21 protein-coding genes are annotated in these 21,413 nt (G+C 55.3%); 13 read left to right on the top strand and 8 right to left on the bottom strand.

The window, feature by feature from the left end; genetic code table 11:
• Positions 1–37: 37 nt before the first annotated feature.
• The 9 genes from MKZ07_RS16990 to MKZ07_RS16950 all read left to right on the top strand — a co-directional run bounded on the left by MKZ07_RS16990 (position 38) and on the right by MKZ07_RS16950 (position 8,695).
• Positions 38–1,585 (top strand): glycosyltransferase family 4 protein, encoded by a 1,548-nt coding sequence (locus MKZ07_RS16990; RefSeq protein WP_341026694.1) that lies wholly within the window; start codon positions 38–40, stop codon positions 1,583–1,585.
• A 61-nt stretch (positions 1,586–1,646) separates the two neighbouring features.
• Complete coding sequence (gene wecB / locus MKZ07_RS16985) at positions 1,647–2,741, top strand: non-hydrolyzing UDP-N-acetylglucosamine 2-epimerase (RefSeq protein WP_341026692.1); 1,095 nt, start codon at positions 1,647–1,649, stop codon at positions 2,739–2,741.
• Positions 2,731–3,717, top strand: a complete 987-nt coding sequence (locus tag MKZ07_RS16980; RefSeq protein WP_341026690.1) for a polysaccharide biosynthesis protein — start codon at positions 2,731–2,733, stop codon at positions 3,715–3,717. Before wecB ends, MKZ07_RS16980 begins: the two co-directional genes overlap by 11 nt.
• Positions 3,714–4,553, top strand: coding sequence for a dTDP-4-dehydrorhamnose reductase family protein (locus tag MKZ07_RS16975; protein WP_341026688.1), 840 nt, complete (start codon positions 3,714–3,716; stop codon positions 4,551–4,553). The genes MKZ07_RS16980 and MKZ07_RS16975 overlap by 4 nt, the downstream gene beginning before the upstream one ends.
• Entirely contained in the window at positions 4,550–5,548 is a 999-nt protein-coding gene (locus MKZ07_RS16970) for an NAD-dependent epimerase/dehydratase family protein (RefSeq protein WP_341026686.1), read from the top strand. Before MKZ07_RS16975 ends, MKZ07_RS16970 begins: the two co-directional genes overlap by 4 nt.
• Positions 5,545–6,261 (top strand): glycosyltransferase, encoded by a 717-nt coding sequence (locus MKZ07_RS16965; protein WP_341026683.1) that lies wholly within the window; start codon positions 5,545–5,547, stop codon positions 6,259–6,261. Before MKZ07_RS16970 ends, MKZ07_RS16965 begins: the two co-directional genes overlap by 4 nt.
• A gap of 71 nt (positions 6,262–6,332) precedes the next feature.
• Complete coding sequence (locus tag MKZ07_RS16960; protein WP_036727142.1) at positions 6,333–6,908, top strand: class I SAM-dependent methyltransferase; 576 nt, start codon at positions 6,333–6,335, stop codon at positions 6,906–6,908.
• A 24-nt stretch (positions 6,909–6,932) separates the two neighbouring features.
• Positions 6,933–7,655 (top strand): glycosyltransferase family 2 protein, encoded by a 723-nt coding sequence (locus MKZ07_RS16955; RefSeq protein ID WP_036695703.1) that lies wholly within the window; start codon positions 6,933–6,935, stop codon positions 7,653–7,655.
• A complete protein-coding gene (locus tag MKZ07_RS16950; protein WP_036695704.1) occupies positions 7,652–8,695 on the top strand; it encodes a glycosyltransferase family 4 protein in 1,044 nt (347 codons plus the stop codon). The genes MKZ07_RS16955 and MKZ07_RS16950 overlap by 4 nt, the downstream gene beginning before the upstream one ends.
• 105 nt (positions 8,696–8,800) lie before the next feature.
• On the opposite strand, the gene MKZ07_RS16945 is transcribed toward MKZ07_RS16950, so the two are convergent.
• Positions 8,801–9,871, bottom strand: a complete 1,071-nt coding sequence (locus MKZ07_RS16945; protein WP_036695705.1) for a glycosyltransferase family 4 protein — start codon at positions 9,869–9,871, stop codon at positions 8,801–8,803.
• A gap of 191 nt (positions 9,872–10,062) precedes the next feature.
• Between MKZ07_RS16945 and MKZ07_RS16940 the strand changes: the two genes are divergently transcribed.
• Complete coding sequence (locus MKZ07_RS16940; RefSeq protein ID WP_341026680.1) at positions 10,063–10,806, top strand: YhcN/YlaJ family sporulation lipoprotein; 744 nt, start codon at positions 10,063–10,065, stop codon at positions 10,804–10,806.
• Positions 10,807–11,012: 206 nt separating this feature from the next.
• Here the strand turns inward: MKZ07_RS16940 and nagA are convergent, their stop codons facing one another.
• The 4 genes from nagA to MKZ07_RS16920 all read right to left on the bottom strand — a co-directional run bounded on the left by nagA (position 11,013) and on the right by MKZ07_RS16920 (position 15,662).
• Entirely contained in the window at positions 11,013–12,206 is a 1,194-nt protein-coding gene (gene nagA, locus MKZ07_RS16935) for an N-acetylglucosamine-6-phosphate deacetylase (RefSeq protein ID WP_341026679.1), read from the bottom strand.
• The gene (gene nagB / locus MKZ07_RS16930; protein ID WP_341026677.1) at positions 12,194–12,922 is read right to left on the bottom strand and encodes a glucosamine-6-phosphate deaminase; all 729 of its coding nucleotides are present in this window, start codon (positions 12,920–12,922) and stop codon (positions 12,194–12,196) included. The genes nagA and nagB overlap by 13 nt, the downstream gene beginning before the upstream one ends.
• Entirely contained in the window at positions 12,922–13,800 is an 879-nt protein-coding gene (locus tag MKZ07_RS16925; protein WP_036695708.1) for a MurR/RpiR family transcriptional regulator, read from the bottom strand. The genes nagB and MKZ07_RS16925 overlap by 1 nt, the downstream gene beginning before the upstream one ends.
• A 557-nt stretch (positions 13,801–14,357) precedes the next feature.
• Positions 14,358–15,662, bottom strand: a complete 1,305-nt coding sequence (locus MKZ07_RS16920) for an FTR1 family iron permease (RefSeq protein WP_341026675.1) — start codon at positions 15,660–15,662, stop codon at positions 14,358–14,360.
• Positions 15,663–15,771: 109 nt separating this feature from the next.
• On the opposite strand from MKZ07_RS16920, the gene MKZ07_RS16915 reads away from it, so the two are divergent.
• On the top strand, positions 15,772–16,311 hold the full coding sequence (locus tag MKZ07_RS16915; protein ID WP_341026672.1) for a hypothetical protein: 540 nt from the start codon (positions 15,772–15,774) through the stop codon (positions 16,309–16,311).
• Here the strand turns inward: MKZ07_RS16915 and efeB are convergent.
• The 3 genes from efeB to MKZ07_RS16900 all read right to left on the bottom strand — a co-directional run bounded on the left by efeB (position 16,202) and on the right by MKZ07_RS16900 (position 19,674).
• Positions 16,202–17,548 carry an iron uptake transporter deferrochelatase/peroxidase subunit gene (gene efeB, locus MKZ07_RS16910; RefSeq protein WP_084648955.1) on the bottom strand — a complete coding sequence of 449 codons (1,347 nt, stop codon included), beginning with the start codon at positions 17,546–17,548 and terminating at the stop codon, positions 16,202–16,204. The genes MKZ07_RS16915 and efeB overlap by 110 nt on opposite strands.
• Positions 17,549–17,552: 4 nt before the next feature.
• A complete protein-coding gene (gene efeO, locus MKZ07_RS16905) occupies positions 17,553–18,458 on the bottom strand; it encodes an iron uptake system protein EfeO (RefSeq protein WP_036695709.1) in 906 nt (301 codons plus the stop codon).
• A gap of 238 nt (positions 18,459–18,696) precedes the next feature.
• Positions 18,697–19,674 (bottom strand): LacI family DNA-binding transcriptional regulator, encoded by a 978-nt coding sequence (locus MKZ07_RS16900; protein ID WP_036695710.1) that lies wholly within the window; start codon positions 19,672–19,674, stop codon positions 18,697–18,699.
• A 423-nt stretch (positions 19,675–20,097) separates the two neighbouring features.
• Here MKZ07_RS16900 and MKZ07_RS16895 point away from each other — a divergent pair, with 423 nt between their 5' ends.
• Both MKZ07_RS16895 and MKZ07_RS16890 read left to right on the top strand, forming a co-directional pair.
• Positions 20,098–20,322 carry a helix-turn-helix domain-containing protein gene (locus tag MKZ07_RS16895; RefSeq protein WP_019908812.1) on the top strand — a complete coding sequence of 75 codons (225 nt, stop codon included), beginning with the start codon at positions 20,098–20,100 and terminating at the stop codon, positions 20,320–20,322.
• 301 nt (positions 20,323–20,623) lie between these two features.
• On the top strand, positions 20,624–21,412 hold the full coding sequence (locus tag MKZ07_RS16890; RefSeq protein WP_036695712.1) for a DeoR/GlpR family DNA-binding transcription regulator: 789 nt from the start codon (positions 20,624–20,626) through the stop codon (positions 21,410–21,412).
• Position 21,413: the final 1 nt, after the last annotated feature.

Here is a 21,413-nt window from a genome sequence, read left to right as displayed (position 1 = left end):
TGTTAATGGAGTATGCGCATTAAAAATTAGGAGGTGAATGGCTGCTCCACAGCCCTTCGCAGAGGAGCACCGAGACAACATGGCCGACAAAGCGACGATCGTCCTCTTTTCCCATGTCTCCAACACACGCAGTATTACGGGTGCGGAGAAGCTGCTGTTATTCTTCAGCCGGGAGCTGTCTCCTTACTTCAATTGTATCCTCGTAGCTCCGCAGGACGGGAAGCTGACACAGCTGGCCTGGAGCTACGGCCTTCATGTCCGGCTGATGTCTATTCCGCTGGTCTATGGAGTGTACACCCCCTATGCCGGTCTTCCGGCAGATATCCGCAAGTTGCAAGAGGGCCGGGAATATCATGAGCTGACGCATTGGCTTGCGGAGCTCCGCCCGTCCTTCGTGATCACCAGCACTTGTGTGCATGCCCTGCCGCCAATCGCGGCGAAGTCACTGGGTATACCGGTGATCTGGAAGATCTCAGAGACCATCACAGACAACGAGTACACCCCGGTCAGCGTAGAGCTGATCCACAACCACAGCGATGAGATTCTGGCGATTTCACAGACAGCGGCAGCGTGCTTCCCTGAGGAGATCCGCGATAGCAAGGTGACCCAGCTGCCTCCGTCATGGAGTGACGCGGATTTGTTGTTCGAGGCCTGGAGCAAGCTGCGCGGCGAACGGCGGAGTGAGCTGAAGATTGCCCCGGGAGACCCGCTGATCGGCTATGTCTCTTCCTTCATTAATAAAGAGAAGGGGCTGGAGCATTTCGTCAAGATGGCGGTTCTGGTGCATCAGCAGCATCCGGATGCCCGCTACCTCGTAGTGGGGACTCCGGGGGATAAAAGCTACTATGAGCGCTGTGTCCGCAAGGTGAAGCTGGAGGGACTGACCTCACGCTTCCGGTTCGTCGGATATGAAGAATGTCTGCCGGCCGCTTACTGCGCGATGGACCTGCTCGTTGTCCCCAGCCTGATCCGGGAAGGCTTCGGCATGACGGCCCTGGAGGGCTATGCCTTCAGCAAGCCGGTCGTCGCTTATGATTCCGGCGGCCTGCGGGAGATCCTGAACGCCGCAGGCTGCGGCGAGCTGCTCGTGCCGGCTGGAGATATCGACGCGCTGGCCGGGCGGGTGAACGCGCTGCTGGCCGACCAGGCGATGGCGGCCGGCATTGGCCGGCAGGCGCGGGAGCACATCGAGGCCGTCTACGGCCCGGCGGCTTACCGCGCCCGGCTGCAAGGCTTAGCGGAGAGATGGCATCTCCGCTACTGCCTCCAGCCGCCGCAGCTCATCGGCGGCCCGGAAGCTCCGCCCGCTGCTGCGCCGGCGGGCGGGAAGGACACCCCCGCGGCAGAGCCGCCGCGGGGGAAGGCAGGGCGCCGCGCTGCAAGGCTGCGGGCCGCGAAGTTGCGGCGCGGCAGGCTGCGCCGCGCCAAGTCCCGGAGCGGCGCGGCGGGAAAGAGCCCGCGCCGTAAGAGCCGTAAGAAGCGTGCGGCAGGCTCCGCGCGCGGCCGGGCCAGCGGCGGCGGCAAGAAGCGCCGCGCGGGCCATGCCGGAAGCCGCCGGAGCAAGCGGCGGCGTAAGGCAGCCTGAGCAGCCTGCCCGGTTCCTAAGGGCAGGCCATAATCAAAGGGGAGTAAAGGGGAGTGAACCCATGAAGATCATGACGATTTTGGGCACACGGCCCGAGATCATCCGCCTTAGCGTCATCATTCCACTGCTGGACCGGTATGCGGATCGGCATGTGCTGGTGCATACGGGACAGAATTTCACGGCCAGCCTCAGCGGGGTATTCTTCGCCGAGCTGGGACTCCGCGCACCGGACTATGTGCTGCAGGATAAGCAGGCCGGACTCGGGAGCCAGCTGGCCGCCATGTTCGGCAGCCTGGAGAGCATTCTGCTCCAGGAGCAGCCGGACCGCGTGCTGCTCCTGGGTGATACCAACAGTGCGCTGTGTGCCATTCTGGCCGAGCGGATGGGTATCCCTGTGGTGCATATGGAAGCAGGCAACCGCTGTTACGATCTGAAAGTGCCGGAGGAGAAAAACCGCCGTGTCATAGATGCCGTCTCCACCATAAATATGCCGTATACCCAGCAGAGTAAAAGACATCTGCTCAGCGAAGGGTTTCCCAGCCAGCGTATCGTGTTAACCGGCAATCCCATCCATGAGGTGATTACGCATTACGAAGAGCAGATCGCAGCCAGTGACATCCTGTCCCGGCTGAAGCTTGAAGCCGGCAGGTATCTGCTGGTGACCGCCCACCGGGCCGAGAATGTCGATGATCCGGAGTCGCTGCTCCAGATTATGTCCGGGCTGAACCTCGTGGCTGAGCATTTGGGACTCCGCCTGATCTGCAGCATCCATCCCCGTACACGCTCCAAGCTTACGGAGCAGTTCCCGCTGACTATGAACCCGTTGGTGGAGTTTCACGAACCCTTCGGATTTTTTGACTTTGTTCATCTGGAACGTTATGCCCTGTGCGCCATTACCGACAGCGGCACCGTTCAAGAAGAATGTTGCCTGATGGGAGTACCTACGGTGACCATACGCCGGACGACAGAACGCCCGGAGACCGTCGATTGCGGAAGTAATGTAGTGTCCGGGGTAGAACAGAACAGCATTCTGCGCTGCACCGTGCTGATGACGTCACTTAAGCCCGATTGGGAGGCGCCGGAAGGGTATCTTGCCCAAGGTGTCTCGGTAAAGGTAGTTAAATTTCTGCTTGGAGGGAACCTGCATGTTCAATAATAAACGGATTCTGGTTACAGGCGGTACCGGTTCCTGGGGGCATGAGCTGATCCGGCAGCTGCTGCCGCAGCATCCCAAAGAAATCATCGTATTCTCCCGCAGTGAGTCTGCACAGGTAGCCATGAGCCGTGAATTTGAAGATAAGCATCTCAGCTTCATCATCGGTGATATCCGTGACAAGGATGCGCTGGTGGCTGCCTGCCGCGGTGTGGATTATGTCTTCCATCTGGCTGCGCTCAAGCATGTACCCGTCTGCGAAGACCAGCCGTACGAGGCACTCAAGACAAATGTGGTCGGCACACAGAATGTCATTGAAGCGGCGATTGCCAACAATGTGGAGAAAGCGATCTACATCTCTACCGACAAGGCGGCCAATCCGTCGAATTTCTACGGCATGACCAAGGCCATCGGCGAGAAGCTGTTCGTCTATGCCAATCTGATCGGTTCAGGCACCAAGTTTGTTACCGTGCGCGGAGGCAATGTGCTGGGCACGAACGGCAGCGTGGTCCATCTGTTCATGAAGCAGATCAAGGACAAGGGACAGGTAAAGATTACGGATATGAACATGACCCGGTTCTTTTTCACCCTGCGCGATGCCATTACCCTGCTGTTCAAGGCTTCCGATGTCAGTATCGGCGGCGAGATCTTCGTCATGACCATGCCGACCTGCCGGATCGTGGATTTGGCCGATGTGCTGATCGAAGCTTCTGGCCGGACAGATGTCAGTATGATCGAGACCGGCATCCGCCCCGGTGAGAAAATCCATGAGATCCTGATGAGCGATTTCGAGAGCCTGACTACGGTGGTCTACGATGAGCAGTACCTGGTTATTCTGCCTACGCTCGATATGCCTGAACTGAAGGAGCATTACCGTCATTTCCCCCATGTATCCTTCAGCAGCTTCAGCTCGGAGAATCATCTGATGGAGCAGGCTGAAATCAAGGCTATCCTGATCCGGGGAGGGTTCCTCCAGTGAAGCTCCTTATTCTCGGCGGAAATGGTATGGCAGGTCATATGCTGGCGGAGTATTTTCGCCGCCAGGGCAAGCACCACATCTTCCATACAACCCGGGATAAGAAGGATCTTGGAGGGTTGTATGTAGACGCCGACGACATCGCCGGTGTAGAAAAGCTGGTTGAAATCGTCTCCCCCCATTGCATTATTAATGCGATGGGGGTACTCAATCAATTCGCCGAACGGGACCGGATCGGCGCGTACCATGTCAACGGATTCCTGCCCCACCGCCTGCGGAGGGCAGCGGACCAGATTCATGCCCGGCTCATCCACATCAGCTCCGACTGCGTGTTCGAAGGAACACGCGGCGGATACACAGAGGATGATGCCGCGGATGGAACCTCGGTCTACGCCCTTACCAAGAGTCTTGGAGAAGTGCGTGATCCCGGACATCTTACGATCCGCACCTCCATTATCGGGCCTGAGATCCGTTCTGGCGGAATCGGCCTCATGGAATGGTTCCTGGCCCAGAAGGGCCGGGTAACCGGATATGAATGCGTGATGTGGAATGGAGTCACTACCCTGGAGCTGGCCAAAGCCGTTGACTCCTTACTGGACTCGGATCTCTCCGGGCTGATTCATCTGGCCCACCCGCAGCCCGTAAGCAAATATCAGCTGCTGCAGATGATGCAGGCGGCATTTCATAAAGAGGATGTTGAGATCATCCCGCAACAGACACCAGTTCAGGACCGGACGCTGATCAGCACGAGAAGCGATGTTACGATTGAGCTGCCGTCCTATCCCCGGATGCTTAGCGAGCTTGAGGGCTTTATGCGCAGCTCAGAGCTGCCGACATGAGCGGGCGGCGGCGTCTCCTTATTACCGGAGCTTCCGGCTTTACCGGCAGGCATGCCGTGGCCTATTTTGCCGCCGGAGGAGCGGAGGTGACTGCTGTAGTCCGCCGCGAGCCAGAAGCAGGGCTGTTCCCGGAGGGTGTTCAGCAGGTTGTCTGTGACCTGGGGGACCGCAGGGCTGTAGCGGCAATGATTGGAGCGGTGAAGCCGGATCAGGTGCTGCACCTGGCAGGCAAGAATTCGGTCCCGGAGTCCTGGCAGGACCCGCTGCTCTACATGGAAACCAATGTAATGGCTACTCTATATTTGCTTGAGGCGCTGCGTGTCCAGCCGGCCAGCCGTATTCTGGTGGCCGGCTCCCGGCTTAAGTACAGACCGGGTGCAGCAGACCCGCCTCACCCCTACAGCCTCAGTAAGACGCTGGAAGAGCTGGTATCGCTGGCCTGGGGAACACTGTTTGCACAGCCGGTGCTGATGGCGGAGCCCTCGAACCTGATTGGGCCTGGTCCGTCCACCGGCTTCTGTTCCCTGCTGGCACAGCATATTGTACGCAGTGAAGCAGCCGCCGTAGCCGGATCGGCTGCTCCTGCTGCCTTTCGGCTCTCCTCGCGCCATGCGCTGCGTGATTTTCTGGATGTACGTGATGCGGTCAGGGCGTATGGCTTCATTCTGGATTCGGGAGAGACCGGCAGGATCTACCGCATCGATTCCGGGACAAATCGGGAACTGGGAGAGATTGCAGCGAAGCTGCTGGCTCATGCTGCGGCTCCGGTAAGGGTGGACTGGGGCCCGCAGGAGGAGCACAGCCGGGGCAATCCTTCCCTGTCATTTGCCGTTCCGGCGAAGCCTCCATTTGAATCTGCTGATACTAAGGGAACGCCTGAAGAATCGGGGGACTATGCTGCTATGTCCGGCTGGAAGCCGGAGATTGCGCTGGACCGTTCACTGGCAGATATTATCCGCTATACAAGAGCCGGTAAGGAAGGAAGGTTGTTATGAAGCCCAGAGTATCCGTAGTTATTCCTTTTTACAATTGTCCTTATATTGAGCAGGCGCTGCAGAGCGCTATGAGCCAATCCTGGCAGCCTTATGAGATTATCGTAGTGGATGACGGTTCAACCCTGCATGCAGAGCGGATTACCCCTTATCTGCCCTACATTCACTATCTGGGCAAGGCCAACGGCGGCACCGCTTCGGCACTTAACCACGGTATTGCCCATGCCACGGGAGATTATGTAGTCTGGCTTAGCTCGGATGATATGTTCTATCATGACAAGATCAATAATCAGGTTCTGTTCATGGAACAGAACCGTTTGCTGATCTCGTACACCAACTTCAACTACATTAACGCAAACTCGCAGGCTATGGAGCTGAATGCTGCGGCCGTATTCCCGAACCAGCTTGAATATCTGCGCTGCTTCCTGTACGGCAATCCCATCAACGGCTGTACGGTGATGTTCAAGCGGGAGATCTTCGGAGCCATCGGGATGTTCGATGAAGCACTGCCGTATACCCATGATTATGATCTGTGGTACCGGGCGATTCTGAACGGTTATGCACCGGTGATGCTGAACCAGTCCTTGACGGCTTACCGCCGGCATGAGGGAATGGGCACGCTCAGACACTACGATGTCATTATGGCTGAAGCTGCAGCAACCAGTGCCCGTTATCACGCTCCGTTAAGCGCCCTGATTGCCTCCATGGGCGGCTAGCTGCCGGAGCGGACAGCCGGCACTGCAGCACAGCCCAAGGTAAGGCAATTAACGCTTAGGAGGGAGAGCATATGTACCGGGAAATCGAAGTGAAAGACTTCCTGCCGGTCCTGCTGGAGCAGTTGAAATTCTCCGAGAGTATACTGGATATCGGCAGCGGTACCGGTACGCTGCTGGAGCGGTATGAAGCCGCTGTGGTGCTGGGTCTGGATATCCACAGGCCTTATCTGCTGCACCGCAAATACAAGGCTCCCCATATCATTCCGGTTCATGCCGATGCCGGCCATATCGATAAGCTGTTCCTGCCGGGAACCTTCTCTGCGGTCACTCTGATCGATTCGCTGGAGCATTTCTCGATGAGTGAAGGCATGGAACTGCTGCGTAAGGCAGAGCTCATCGCTGCGAACCGTGTCGTCGTATTTACACCGCGGGGCTTCTTCCCGCAGGAGGGGAAGGACCATTTCAATCTGCATGGAGAGTACTACCAGAAGCACTGGAGCGGATGGGAGCCTGAGGACTTTCTGAAGCTGGGCTACGCTGTAACTGTACTGAAGGGCTTTCACCATGCGGAGAATCCTTCATTCCGGGAAGCCTTCGGTGAGAATCACGCGCCGCTGGACGCCCTGCTCGCCTGCAAGACTGTATAAATGACTCAGGGAGGAGGCCGGGGCATGAATCAGAAGACCAAGGTCTCGGTGGTAATTCCGTTCTATAATTGTCCTTACGTACATCTGGCGGTCGAAAGCGTGCTGGCCCAGAGCTACACGGATATTGAGCTGATCGTGGTGGATGACGGTTCAACGCTCCATACAGAGAAGCTAGACGCCTACAGAAGCCGGATTGTGTATGTCCGCAAGACCAATGGAGGGACCGGCTCGGCCCTCAATAAGGGAATCGAGGTGGCAAGCGGAGCTTATTTTGCCTGGTTAAGCGCGGACGATCTGTTTCATCCCGATAAAATCAGACGGCAGATAGAAGCTATCCGCAATTCGGGCACCTCCTTCAATCATACGGCTTACTACTATATTAATGAGCACGGGCAGCGGTTCTCCGATATAGTCCGAATGCCGTCCTTGCGCAGGCCGGCCCTCATACAGACCATGATGTCCGGCTGTCCGGTGAACGGCAGCACGGTGCTGTTAGATATGGAGGTTCTCTCCAGGGTTGGTATGTTTAATGAGAAGCTCCTGTATACACAGGATTATGATATGTGGCTGCGGATTCTGCCTCATTATGAGTGGTCTTATATAGAAGAGCCGCTGCTGGATTACCGCGTCCATAATGAGATGGGCTCGGTCCTGCACAGCGAGGCGCAGAACCGGGAAATTGCCATGGTTCAGTCCATGCACAGGGGGAAATTGACGAAGCTGCTGAGAAAGGAGAGAAGGAATTGAGACTGACCTTTCCGGTTCTGACCTTATCCAGAGGCGGTGCGCAGCGGATGATAGCGGAGCTTGCGAACGCCCTGACTTTAATAGGCCATGAGGTCGTTGTTCTTATGCCCAGCTTAGGTGTTGTGGAATATGAGATGAAATGTCCGATTATCCCTGTGCCCGCCCCGGTCCTTACAGAAGACCATTTTCCTTACGGGGATGTCATTATCTCCAATTATTATACAACCGTTCCGGTTGCCGAACGGGCCAGCCTTCAGGGCAAAGGGCTGCATATCCGGCTGGCCTTATGCTATGAGCCGAATTTCCTGCCGGATAATAATCAGTCGTTCGCCTCCTACGGCATTACCCGCAACCTGCTTGTACTGTCGCGCTGGCAGCAGGAGGTCATACGGATCAATCACGGCATTAAGGGGATGATTGTTCCGGTCGGTGTTGATCCGCATTTCCATAATACGCATTTTCGCGACAATCCGGGCAAGCCGCTGATCGTCTCGGCTATTATGCGGCGTCCAGAAGGCGGATTCTCCGGCCACCGGGAACAGGAATACCTGATTCAGCAGCTCGATATGGTCAAGCGGCTTCATCCTGAGGTGGAGATCTATATCATGACTCCCCCTGCTGAATATGCCACTTCCGGGAGGTTGCAGGCCTTACTTAATACAGGGCGCTATCAGCTGCGGACACCCGGGAATGACGATGAATTGGCTTATCATTACAATGAGACGGATATTTTTGTCAGCGCAAGTACCAATGATGCCGGTTCACTGCCGGGGCTGGAAGCGATGCGCTGCGGTGCTGCTCTGGCTACCGTATATTCAGGAGGAAATCTCGAATACTGTGCACACGGGCAGAACTGCCTGATGTCGTATCGTCATGAGAACCGTCTTGCTGCAGATATTGTAACGCTCATTAACGACGGGGAGCTTCGCCGGCATCTGGCTGCCAGGGGAGAGCAGGATTCCCTGAGTTTCACCTGGGAGAGAAGCGTACAGGTCTTCCAGGCTGAGCTGTTTGAGATGGTGTCCAGACAAGGCACGTAATGCGTCAGGGCAGAATGCCATACACAGAGAAACCTTCAACCCCGGCTGGCGCTGGGGTTGAAGGTTTTTTTGCCGGAAGACTGGGAGATGAGAAGCTTGTAGTAGTTAGAAGATAGAGAAGGAATTCATCATCTCGCGGAAGGAATGCGCATACTGATCGAAGCCGAAATGCGTAACCATATGCTGACGGCCCTGATAGCAGATAGCTTCGCGCAGCGGGATGTTATTCATCAGTTCCAGTCCTTCGTTCACGGCAGCCTCCACATTGCCAAGCGGATAGAATTTGCCCGTAATATTATGGGTGATGAAGGATCTGACCCCGTCGGAATCCGTGCTGAGTACAGGACAGGAGCAGCAGACAGCCTCAGCTACGGCATATCCGAAGCCTTCTGTGACAGAGCTGGACAGCAGGAAGCCTCCTGAAGCGGCAATCGATGAATAGTAGACAGGCATCATCTGGTTAGGCATATTCGTGAACACATTCAGCCGGTCATTCAGACCAAGAGCATGCAGTTCTTCATTGAATGCCGCCTTCTGGTCATCGGAGGCCAAGCCCGGATCATGGAACATCCAGAGATGCAGGTTAGGTTTTGCTTTGCGGATATGGTGGGCAATCTTCAGGTACTCGCTCCAGTTCTTGTTGGGTTCCAGCCGACCTACCCAGGCAATGACAGGATCAACGGGCGCCTCAGCGGGGATATACCGGAATCCTTGTACATCCACAAGGTTCGGAATGACATAGCGCTGGAGCCAGGGACAGATCTCGATAAACAGCTCCAGTAAATGATCGGTGGGGGGAATCAGCACTGCATTGCAGAAGGATTGCAGATAAGGCACAGAATCTATAATCACATTACGGGCTTCACTTCGTGTTCCCAGACCCTGGGACTCGTAGATCAGGAGGCCTCCATACCCCAGCCGGCGCAGACGTTCCAGCAGCAGATAATCTGAGGTTACAATGATGGCGTCATAATGATGGGCATTCAGTATAGCCCTGATATCTTCATCCTGCGAAGTGATAAATACCGGGAAGCTTACACTATTGTGGGTGCCGGACCCCGGCATGAGATAGAGCACATGGCATTCGATGCCGTTCTTTTGAAGACTCTCACACCGCAGCCTGTTCAGGGTCTCCACCCCGCCGCTAGGTACATAAAACGTAAATAGAATTCTCAAGCTTACCCCTCCTGATCTGGACTGCCTGCGGAGAAACACAGTCTGCTGTTATATAAGATACGCCGGATTTCTCTTACACGTGACTGTGGGGGGCGGCATTGCCAAATCCTTTCTGGATAGCCCGGCAGCGGAGGAGCCATGCTAAGTCTTGTGACGCTGCACTACATTATTCTGTGATGGGAGATGAAGGAATGTTGCGATCGAAATTCGGCTTGTCCGTGTCTGCTGCCTTGCTGGCCGGCGTCTTAAGTATGACCGGCTGCAGTGCCGGCCATTCGGCAGATAATGGCAATATGCAGACGAAAAGTGTAAGTGGGACTGACGGGCGAATCCACGTGAACTCCGCACGGGACGGAATGCGTGACGATGACTTCGGCAGCATGGAGGTAAGCAAGGAATTGGCTGACCGTGTAGCGGCCATGCCGGAAGTTCGTTCGGCTAACGTTATCATGGTCGGCCGAAGCGCTTATGTCGCTGTAATGCTCGAGCATGCTTCGGGCGGGGTTCACACCAAGAGTACCACCCGCGGGAAAGCTACCGGAAGAGGAACTGCTGCGGGTGTTCCCGGGATGACAGGGACAGGCGGCTCCATGGCGGGCATTCCAGGGAGTCTGACAGGCACCGGAACCGTTGGCGGTACGGGTATGGCGACTCCCGGAGATTATCCGGGGAACGGCAATAACGGGATTATGTCCAGAAGCAATATGGGGGAGGATAAAGACAATCTTCCCGGGGAGATCAAGAATAAAATCGCTGCAGAGGTTAAAAAAGGCAACACATACGTCAGCAATGTGTATGTCTCGGCGAACCCGGATTTCGTGGAACGGGCTGATTATTATGCCCGGGAATTCCGTGCCGGACATCCGCTCAGAGGCTTCGCGAATGAATTCCGTATCATGGCGGAACGGATTTTCCCTGCGCGCAGCGGACAGTGAGCAGCCTACTGCATAGTGCCTTGAATGAAGATAGTATTCCAGAGGGATATGAGGCTTATTCAAATGACGGGCACAGATGGGCATAGACGGGCACAAGTGAATGAAGACAAACGCAAACAATGCAGCCCTCTTACCCGGAAAGCCGGGTGAGAGGGCTGCATTGCCTGCGTTTATAGGAATACGAAGCTGCGTCTTACTGCCTGTATTTAGGCCTTCAGCTTGCGTCCGCCGATCCATACGCCGCGCAGGTTCAGGTCTTGGTTCAGCTGCAGAATATCGCCGCGCTTCCCTGCCTCAAGCGTTCCGATAGACCGCTGCAGGCCTAGTGACAGCGCCGGATTAAGGCTGGCAGCCTGTGAGGCTTCGAGCAGGCTGAGACCGACCTCCTGAACCAGATAACGGAACCCGCTAATCATGGTCAGTGTGCTGCCGGCCAGAGCTTCAGGATGCTCCTTCAGCGTGGCTATGCCGTCTTTGACGATCACAGGCAGATCACCGATGGCATATTCTCCGTCGCTGAGTCCCGTCGCTGACATGGCATCTGTGATCAGCAGCAGATTATGATTGTTCTTGAGCCGGGTAATGAGGCTGATGGCTGCCGGATGAACATGGATTCCGTCGGCAATGACCTCGGCTCTGATCCGGGGATCGAACAGGACGGCACCGGCCGTTCCCGGCTTGCGGTGATGCAGCGGCGTCATGGCATTGAACATGTGCACCGCCTGGTTCAGTCCCGCATCGGCAGCGGTAATCACCTGCTCGAATGTAGCATCTGTGTGGCCGAGTGCAGCCGTAATGCCATGCTTGCGCAGCCACTGGATAGCTTCCAGAGCAGCTTCGCGCTCGGGAGCCAGGGTGACCTGACGGATCATTCCCGGATACTTGTCCTCCCATTCCTCCAGCCATTCTATATTAGCCGGAACAATGTGCTCAGGATTCTGCGCTCCAGGCCATCTTACGCTAATGAAAGGTCCCTCCAGATGTACACCTGCCAGCCTTGCATAGGGCATGCCGCCTTCACGCGTGCGATAAGCATCTACCTCAGCCAGCACCTGATCGATGTCTGCCTTGGCAGCTGTCATGGTTGTAGCAAGCATCGAGGTCGTCCCGTGTGAGGCATGGAACCGTGTGATAGTGTCAAGAGCATCTGCATCGCTGTACATGAAGTCATGTCCGGCTCCGCCGTGTACATGCACATCGACGAATCCGGGGATCAGCAGACCTTGCGGCTCACGGGTGACTGTCTGCCAGCCCTCATAAGCTGCGGGCAGCCAAGCGGCTTCTCCTACATATTGAATCAAGCCTTCTGCTACGGCAATTACACCCTGCTCGATGATTCCATCAGGAGTCAACACCTTACCGTACAACAGTTCTCCGCTCATACCGTTTATTTCAGCCATTTGGCAGCACCCTCATCCAGCAGGACGACCACATTCGGATGGCTCTGCAGCAGCGAAGCGGGGCACTGGGTAGTGATAGGGCCCTCCAGCGCATTTTTAACCGCTTCCGCCTTCTCTTCCCCGCGGACAAGCAGTACAATCTGCTTCGCCTTGAGAATACCGCCGATGCCCATCGTTACCGCCTGACGCGGCACATCCTCTACACGGTCGAAGAAGCGGGCATTGGCTTCCAGGGTCTCTTCCAGCAGATCGACCACATGCGTTCCGCTGCTCAGGCTGGCATCCGGCTCGTTGAAGCCGATATGGCCGTTGCTGCCGATGCCGAGGATCTGCAGATCCGCCGGACCGTTATCCTCCAGCAGCTTGTCATACGCACGGCATTCGGCCGCAAGGTCTGGAGCATTTCCGTTAGGCACATGAGTGCGGGCCAGGTCGATATCAACGTGATTGAACAGATGCTCATTCATGAAGCTCCGGTAGCTCTGCGGATGATCCACAGGCAGTCCGACATATTCGTCCAGGTTGTAGGATGAGGTTTTGGCGAAGCTGACATTGCCCTTGCGGTGCATTTCTACCAGCTTCTCATATACCCCGACAGGGGAGCTTCCGGTAGCCAGCCCGAGAACGGCTCTGGGATTGCTCTGCAGCAGACTGGCGATCAGGTTAGCTCCTGTGGCTGCGAAATCTTCTTCATGCTGAAATTTCAAAATATTCATTAGATTTGACCTCCCCGTTTATGACGGTAATGTTGGACGTTCCGATAAGATTGCTCAAGCCTTGGGATGAAATCTCCAAACCGGGTACTGACCATGCCGGTGAACAGAATATCGATAATATGCAGCTGTGCGATCCGTGAAGCCATATCGCCGCGCCGCATGCCCTGCTCAAGAGACGAGGAGAACAACGGAATGTCAGCGAGTGTAGCCAGAGTACTGCTTCCGTAGGAGGTTAACGACACCGTAGCTGCGCCGCTTGCGGCTGCACAGGTTAAGGCATCCACCGTCTCCGGGGTCTCCCCCGAATAAGAGACTGCGAAGGCCACATCGCCGGAAGAGAGTGAGGAAGCGGAAGTAATCTGCATATGGGAATCGGCAAAAGCGGTGCAGTTCACGCCGATGCGGATCAGCTTCTGATAGAAATCCTGGGCTACGATGGATGAGGTCGCCATCCCGTACAGATCGACCCGCCGCGCCCGGCACAGCAGATCAATGACCTGCTGCAGCCGGCCCAGATCCAGCAGCGAGGTGGTGTCCCGGATCGAGGCCAGGTGGTTGGCCTGCATGGCCTCTACAATGAATTGCAGCGGATTGCCGGCCACGATGTCCTGATAAGAGGAGCTGCCGGTCTCCGGCGAGCCGTCGCTATGCGCCAGCTCAGCTGCCAGCTTGAGCTTGAAATCAGGGTAACCCTTGAAGTGCAGCGCTTTGCAGAACCGCGTAATCGTCGCCGTGCTGATGCCGCATTCCTCCGCCAGCTCCGTGATGCCCATATGGACAATTTCCCCGGGCGAGGCCAGAATGCGCTCAGCCAGCTTGCGTTCCATTTGCGACAGCTTGGAATTGTCATGCTCCAGAGCATGCAGAATGGGAGACAAGCGCTCACCTTCTTTTCTATAGAATCAGATTCATGTAGCTTTCTCTACTTACCCGAATGAAAATGTAGAAATGGACATGCGGAAATGGACAGGTTAAGTTTTGACCTAAGTTGCATTTGAAATTATTTTACATAATATTTGTGTTTATTAAGAAAATTATTTTCATAATCAGGATAAAACAAATTGCGGAAGGTTGCAATAGGCAGTTTGGTTTAAGGCTGGTCTGGGGCAGAATTAAGGAGATGGAGGTGGTGGATTTGTGGTAGGGGGGAGGATGGAAGGATTATTGTAAGAGGAAACAGTTGGATTTTCGTTACTTATTAACTCGTAATTCAGTTTGTTGTGGAAAATAATTGGATTTTGCTGCTTAATTTTGCTCATATTCCACTTTAAGCTCATTGAGTAAAAATTAAATGCTGTTTTTCCATCTATTCATTTCTGCTTCATGCATTGGCGGAGGGGAATATAGCCAACCAAGTGGCAGGAGATACAAAAAGCTGCAATCTGCATGTTTGAAGGCACACGCACTGATTGCAGCTTTTACATAATTAGTATGTTTACTTAGTGATCCCGTTTGCAGCCTTTGTCCTGTTGGCAGTACGTCTGCCGCGCAGCAGCTCCCATAAGATGAAGACGAGTATCAGCAGCTGTGGGATGGTAGTCTCCCAGGTCGGATACATGCCAAGCCAGCCGATGGAAGGCAGACTGTGCCCGTTATGGGCGGGCAGCTTGCCAGCGATCTGTAAGGCATGAAGGCTCTCACCGAGGAAGCGGAACACCAAATAGTAGATCAGTGCTGTAGCGACGCGGAAGAAGGCAACAACCGGCAATCTGGCGCTCAGTGCAATCATGGCATAGCCGAGAATGATCAGGACTATAAGAGCACTGCCAATCCCGAGCAGCAGCTGAGAGGTATCGATGGCCGGGGCCATCCCTGCGTAAAAAATCGTAGTCTCCGCCCCTTCGCGCAAAATGGCCAGCGCAGCGATGAAGAACAGGTACCACAGATTGCCCTTGGCCAGGGCACCCTGCATCTGGCGGTCTACATATTTATTCCAGGCCGCCGTGCTGGATTTGCCGTGCAGCCAACGGCCGACGGTGAGCATCATGATCACGGCCACGAGGCCGGCGATCCCTTCGATCAGCTCGCGTGCGCCGCCAGAGGCGGCTTGAGAGAGGGAATAGGTCAGCAATACGGCGAGGCCGATACTTGCAGCGAGACCTGCCGCCGCACCAGACCATACCCAGCGGCGTGCCGCCGGTACTGCTTCACGGCGCAGATAGGCAAGTAGGGCGGCGAGTACTAGAATCGCCTCCAGCCCCTCGCGCAGCAGAATGAGTGCCGCATCCCATGCGGTATAAGTCTGTTCCCCGGCCAGCGGCGTCAGCTCAGAAAGCATCGTGCCCATTAGCGATAGCGCTTGGTCCAGCTTCGGAGGGCTGGAGAGCAGATAACCGGTGACGGCGGTGCTCTCGTTCTCGATGCTGGCATAGACCTTGGGGGAGGCCAGCTGGACCTGGCCTTCGGCCGAAGGCCAGGCAGTGATGAACTGTTCCATGATATCAGCGGCTGCTGCGCTGTCGCCGGCCTGGGCGGCGGCGGAAGCTTGCTTCAGATAGCGGATCAGCCCTTCAATGGAAGCTGGCTCCGCTGGCGCGCCACCGGTATCGGCGGCTTTACCTTCGCTGTAGCCGGACAGGAGCGTCACCAGCGCTTCCGCTTCCGCCTGCGCGGCCTCTCCGCGGACCGGCTCTGCCTGCAGCGCAATGCGCAGCAGGCTCATCTTCGTCTCCAGCAAGCCGTAGACGGCGGGATTGTCCGCCCGGATGCCGCGTTCCGCCGGCGTCCAGCCGCTCACCACGGCGCGGTAGGCTTCCGCCGCCGCGGCCCAGTCGGCGCTGCGCGCCGCATCCCGCGTGCGCTCCGCCGCGGGCAGCAGCTTCGCCGCCGCTGCGCGTCCGGCGGCGCCCGTGTCACCGCCGCCTTCGCCTGCGGCGGCGGTGACGAACGCGTCCACGCTGCGGGCGAGCGTGGACAAGGCTGCCTTGGCGGGCGCTCCGCCGCCGCCCGCCAAAGCTTCCGCCGCAGCGGCCAGCGCGGCGTCCACCTCAGCAGCCGGACCGGCGAGTGCCGGGTCCGGCGTGCTCCCGTTCGCGCTGCGCCACAGCACCGCGAACGAATCGACATCGGCCGCCGCCGCTTCCCAGCGGCTCTGGCCGGCCTCGACCAGCGCGCTGCCTACAGGCGGCAGCAGCTCATCCAGCGGCGCGCCTGACGCAGAAGCCGGCGCGCCGGGCAGCAGCACAAGCAGGCAGAGGAGCAGCAGCGCTGCCCTGATCTGCCGCCAAGGACCATGTATAACTGTGATCTTCATCGGGATCATTCCTCTCAGGCATTCAGTCATCCCAGCAGCATCTCCCCGATATAGCCGCCTTCGTGTACACCCGGGAAGCAGGCGAAGACAGCACTGCCGGTGTGAACCATATATTCATTCAGCCGGTCATTTTTAGCGAGGCGCTGCTGGATGCTGACGAACTGCTTCATCAGATCCTTTTGGAAGCTGATGAATACCAGACCGGCATCAAGCTGTCCGGTCTTGAGATCCATGCCGCTGGAATAGGAATAGGAGCGGCGCAGCATTTGGACCGAGCCGTCTCCATGGGCGAGAGCGGAATGGGAGTCCGGCGGGATGAGCGGCTTGCCGGCAGCATCCGCTGCTGCCAGATTTAGCTCAGCGAATTCATCTCCGGCTCCAATAGGTGCGCCGCTCTGCCGGTGCCGCCCGAAGGTGGCCTCCTGATCGCTCAGCGAGGAGCGGTCCCAGACCTCAATACGGAACCGTACGCGGCGCACCGCAAGATACGTGCCCCCATTCATCCAGGCCGGGCCATCGGCGTTGCCGCTCCAGACGATATTTCGCATCAGCGTCTCATCGGTGACGTCCGGATTCCCCGTACCGTCCTTGAAGCCGAGCAGATTACGCGGGGTGCCGCCTGACGGATCGGCGCTGCCGCTGCGCTGGAAGCCTTCCTGGGTCCAGCGCAGCACCGCTGTGCCCCGGGCGATGCGGGCCAGATTGCGGATGGCATGGAACGCCACCTGCATATCATCCGCGCAGGCCTGCACACAGAGATCGCCGCCGCACCACTGCGGCTCCAGGCTATCCCCTGGGAATGCCGGGAGCTCAATGAAGGAGGCGGGCCGCTTCCCGGCCAGCCCGAACCGGCTGTCAAACAGGGCCGGGCCTGCCCCGAAGGTAAGTGTGCACTTGGAAGGGGTGAGACCATCCGCCTCGCCGGTATCGGTAGGCGGAAGATTGGGCTTGTCGTTCGCCGTGCCGATCATCGTACCGGAAGTAAGCGCGGCAGCAGCTGTAGTCCAAGCCTGCATAAGTTTCTGTACATCACCGACGCTGGTAGTCGTCACATCAAATGAAGCGAAGCACAGAAAATTCTGCGCAGGGGTAAGAATCCCCGCCTGGTGCTTGCCGTAGAAGGGGATCGTATCCGCCTGTTCTTCATTCTGCCCGAAGGCTGCGGCGGCCGGGACCGCCCGTCCTGCTGCCTGGCGTGCCGCCATAATGCCGCCCACACCGCCTCCGCCCAGCAGCAGCCCGATACCCGAGGCACCGGTCAGCCGCAGCATATCGCGGCGGCTGAATTTGGTATTGAACAGCTTAGTCTCCGCTGCAGGAATTCCGTGATCCGCGTCAGCCGCATTCCGGGCATTCTTATCTTTCTTGTTCATATCGTCACACTCCCAGAATCGTTCCCATGTTGGATAGCGGCTCAGCCAAGGCGTCGAGGTTCTGGCTTAACCTGCGGACCTCCTCCGGTTTGAGCGTTTCGTAAGAGACGTACCCCTCCCCCGATTTGAACGGCGCCAGCTCATTCATTAAGGCGGTGAACCGCTCGCCGATGGTTTGCTCAAGGGCCGGGTCTTTTTTGGCCAGCTCCGGCTTTAGCAGCTCATAGATCTTCTGGGCCCCCTCCACATTCGCCACAAAATCATACAAATCCGTATGGGAATAACGCTCCTCTTCCCCCGTAACTTTGGAGGAGGAGACCTCATTCAGCAGCTCTACCGCCCCGGTAACGAGCAGATTGGCATCGATTCCGGCCGTCTCCACCTTGGCACGCAGCAGCTGCGCATCCTTCAGCAGGCGGTCCGCGACATCCGTCATGCCCTCCGTTGTATGATTCTGCCAGAGTGCCTGTTCAATCTTATGGAAACCGCGCCACTGCGCGGCATCCACATCATTCTCACGGGCATCTATATTCGGGTCCAGATCTCCGAGCGCTTCCGCGATCGGCTCGATCCGCTCATAGTGCATACGCGCCGGAGCATACAGCGCTTTGGCTTCTTCCAGCTTGCCCGCCTTGACGGCATCCGTGAAGCCTTCGGTCTGCTTGACGAACGCATCGCATTGTTCAATGACGTATTTGCGGTATTCGTCGATGGCAGTGGTGAAATCTGCGTTGGTCTCACCTCCGGCCTTCGCTACACTTTCTGTCCCGCTACCTGCCTGGGCTGCGGCATTATTTCCCGAATCATTGCTGTTATTACCATTGTTATTACTGTTGTCCTTGCCCGCACATCCGGCGAACAGGAGGGACGCTGCAAGCAGACCCGCAGGTACTGCATAACCTATTTTCATCCGGTGGATACCCCTTTTCGATTATGAAAATGATAATCGTTATCAATTATGGACTTATCATAATTCCACAGCTAATAGCTGTCAATAAAAATGTGATAATTATCATATCCATGCAGGAACGCACAAAAAAGCCTTCCGACAGGCGGAAGACGCAGATCATATCTGTATTCCTGCACAAAATGCAGCTATGTACTCATAACAACGGCCCAAAATCATAGCTCAACCGCCTGATCTGTGACTACACCGTGGACCGCTCAATAATCCGGTAGTCCAGCTTGCGGTAGACCGGCCCCAGGTGCTCCGAGTGGATCTGCTCATGGATAATGCGGAAGGCGGCGGCCCCCATCTCATACAGGTGGTTATCCATGGTGGTGATCTGAAGCAGCCGTCCGATTGGCTGGTTGTCGAAGCCCATAACTGCGAGGTCATGAGGGATGCTAAGGCCGGCTCTGCGCGCTTCAATAATCAGCCCGGCAGCAACATGGTCTCCCGTAATAATCATGGCTTCCGGCCGCTGTGGCATCTTCAGCAGGGACTGTGCAACGGCTGCGCCGTCTTCCTCCGTTGTACAGTCATAGATCATCCATTCCTCTTCAAAAGCCAGCTTATGCTCAGCAATGAATTCGCGGTAAGCAGCCTGACGGATCACGGCGCTGCTGCCATTACTCCGTCCTTCACAATATCCGATGGAGCGGTAACCTTTGCCGGTCAAGTACTCCAGACCTTCCTTGAAAGCCGCATAATGCTCAATATAGACAGAAGAGTATCGCCGCGCTCCGTTGTCTTGGCAAGTGACAACCGGACCGTAGGCCGTATACTCCTCAATGATGTCCGGCTTCAGCGCAGTAGATACAATCACGACACCGTCAATTTCTTTATGGCGCAGCATCTCCAGCACTTTGATTTCTTCTTCCTCCAGATAATTGCTCTGGCACAGAATCAGCCGGTATTGCGAGAGCAGCGCCTCGCGGGCAATGCCATTCATAATAATAGAGAAATAAAAAGCATGAATATACGGCAGAATCACCGCCACCGCACCGGTACGTCCGGTAATCAGATGAACGGCGTTCATATTGCGGGTATAGTCGAGCTGCTCAATCGTCTGCAGTACAGCGTCTCTTTTGTCCTTACTGACATACGGATGATTATTCAGCACCCGTGAGACGGTCGTTACAGATACTCCGGCCATCCGGGCGATTTCTTTAATATTAGCCACGTTCGTCTGGGCCTCCTGTGTGAGACTGGTATGACCTTATTCTAACATAGAAATGAACCGCTTTTCGGCCGATAAAAAGCTTGCTATGGAATCCATTTCATACATTACACTGGGGGTGCAACAACAGCTCTACCGGAGAAACCGGCGTGACCGCAAGGGCGTGACGGACCGGTACAGCTTGCTGCTGTAACGCGTATTCTATAGCATTTGCCCGCCGGCTGCAGCCCTTAACGCGTAAGGAGCTGCGGCCGGTTTTGCTGCGGCCTGGCTGCGATGTTCCGGGATTGTCCAGACTCTGCGCCTGCCCCCGCCCAATTTAATGCTGCGACAGCACCATTACTTGCCCCTCCACATAGTATGTTTTGACTGTATCCCTTTACCTTGTTATACCAAACAAACCCAGGGCAAGGAGGGGTGACACCATTGAAGGGCAACGAACATCATAGCAAATTCTTGTTGACGCATCGTGAACGCGAAGTATTCGAGCTTCTTGTGCAGGACAAAACTACACGGGATATTGCCGGACTGTTATTCATCAGCGAAAAAACCGTCCGCAACCACATCTCCAACGTAATGCAAAAATTAAACGTAAAAGGCCGTTCGCAAGCGGTTGTCGAGCTGATCAAGCTTGGGGAGCTGAAAATATAGCTGCCATGCTTCAGAGGTGATGCGTTTAAGCCTTCCGTTATCCTTCGGGATGAGGGGAGGTTTTTTGTTTGGAGGAAAAGACCGGCAGGTGATGTCGATTTTCTATTCCTTTTTATTTATGCCTCTGTACATATCAAATGAAATAAGTAACGCTCAACTCGTTCACATTTAATCACATTTAATCACGTTCATTAACGAAATTGTATTCACAGATGGTAAATTACGTTATATAATGTGAGTAACAGTGAATGTGGTGCGCAACTCCTTTACTGAATAATACTTATGAAAGGTAAGTGATTGTATGTTTATGGAGGAACGACATCAAGAAATTCTAAAGATATTGGAAAAGGAAGGAAGAATTAGGGCAAGTGAAATTGAAACGCTATTTAATATCGGCTTTGATACGGCAAGACGTGATTTACGTATTCTTGAAGAAAAAGGACTCCTAAGACGAACACATGGTGGAGCGATTCCTGCCTTGCAAATAGGTTATACTACACCACCCAAATATACACCACGAGACATAACGGAAATAAAAGATAATTATTTAGCTATCGCGAGAAAAGCAGTTAGTTACATCAAGGCTAATGATGTAATTTTTCTGAATGCCGCTTCAGTAGGTTATTTTATGGCACAAAATTTGCCTGAAAACATCCCTTTTACGGCTGTAACTAATTCAATTGTTATTGCAGGTGAACTTAGAAATTATGATAATATCAATACCATTATGGTCGGTGGCGAGATGAGTCAGAAAGGTCAGTTTAGTGACTACTATGCTATCGAATTTGTTAAAAACATTCGTTTTGATATCAGCTTCTTAACAAGCGCTGGTCTTTCTGCTGCTTTTGGGATGTCCATTCAAAAATCCAAAGGTGTCGGTTTTACACAAGCAGTTGTTGAAAGTTCTAAATGTAATATAGCTTTATATCCGTCTGAGAAAATTGGAGTAGAATCCATATTAAAAATTTGTTCTGCAGATAAAATTGATAAGCTAATCACTGATTGGGATGCTGCTGAAGATCAGTTGGTCGAAATTGAAGAGTTGGGTGTAGAAGTAATTGTTGTAGAACAAGGAACGATAGTTGAATAAC

This window comes from Paenibacillus sp. FSL P4-0338, assembly GCF_038002365.1.
GTDB lineage: Bacteria > Bacillota > Bacilli > Paenibacillales > Paenibacillaceae > Paenibacillus_AQ.
Note: the sequence above shows the minus strand (reverse complement) of the source record. Positions and strands in the feature narration are given on the sequence as shown.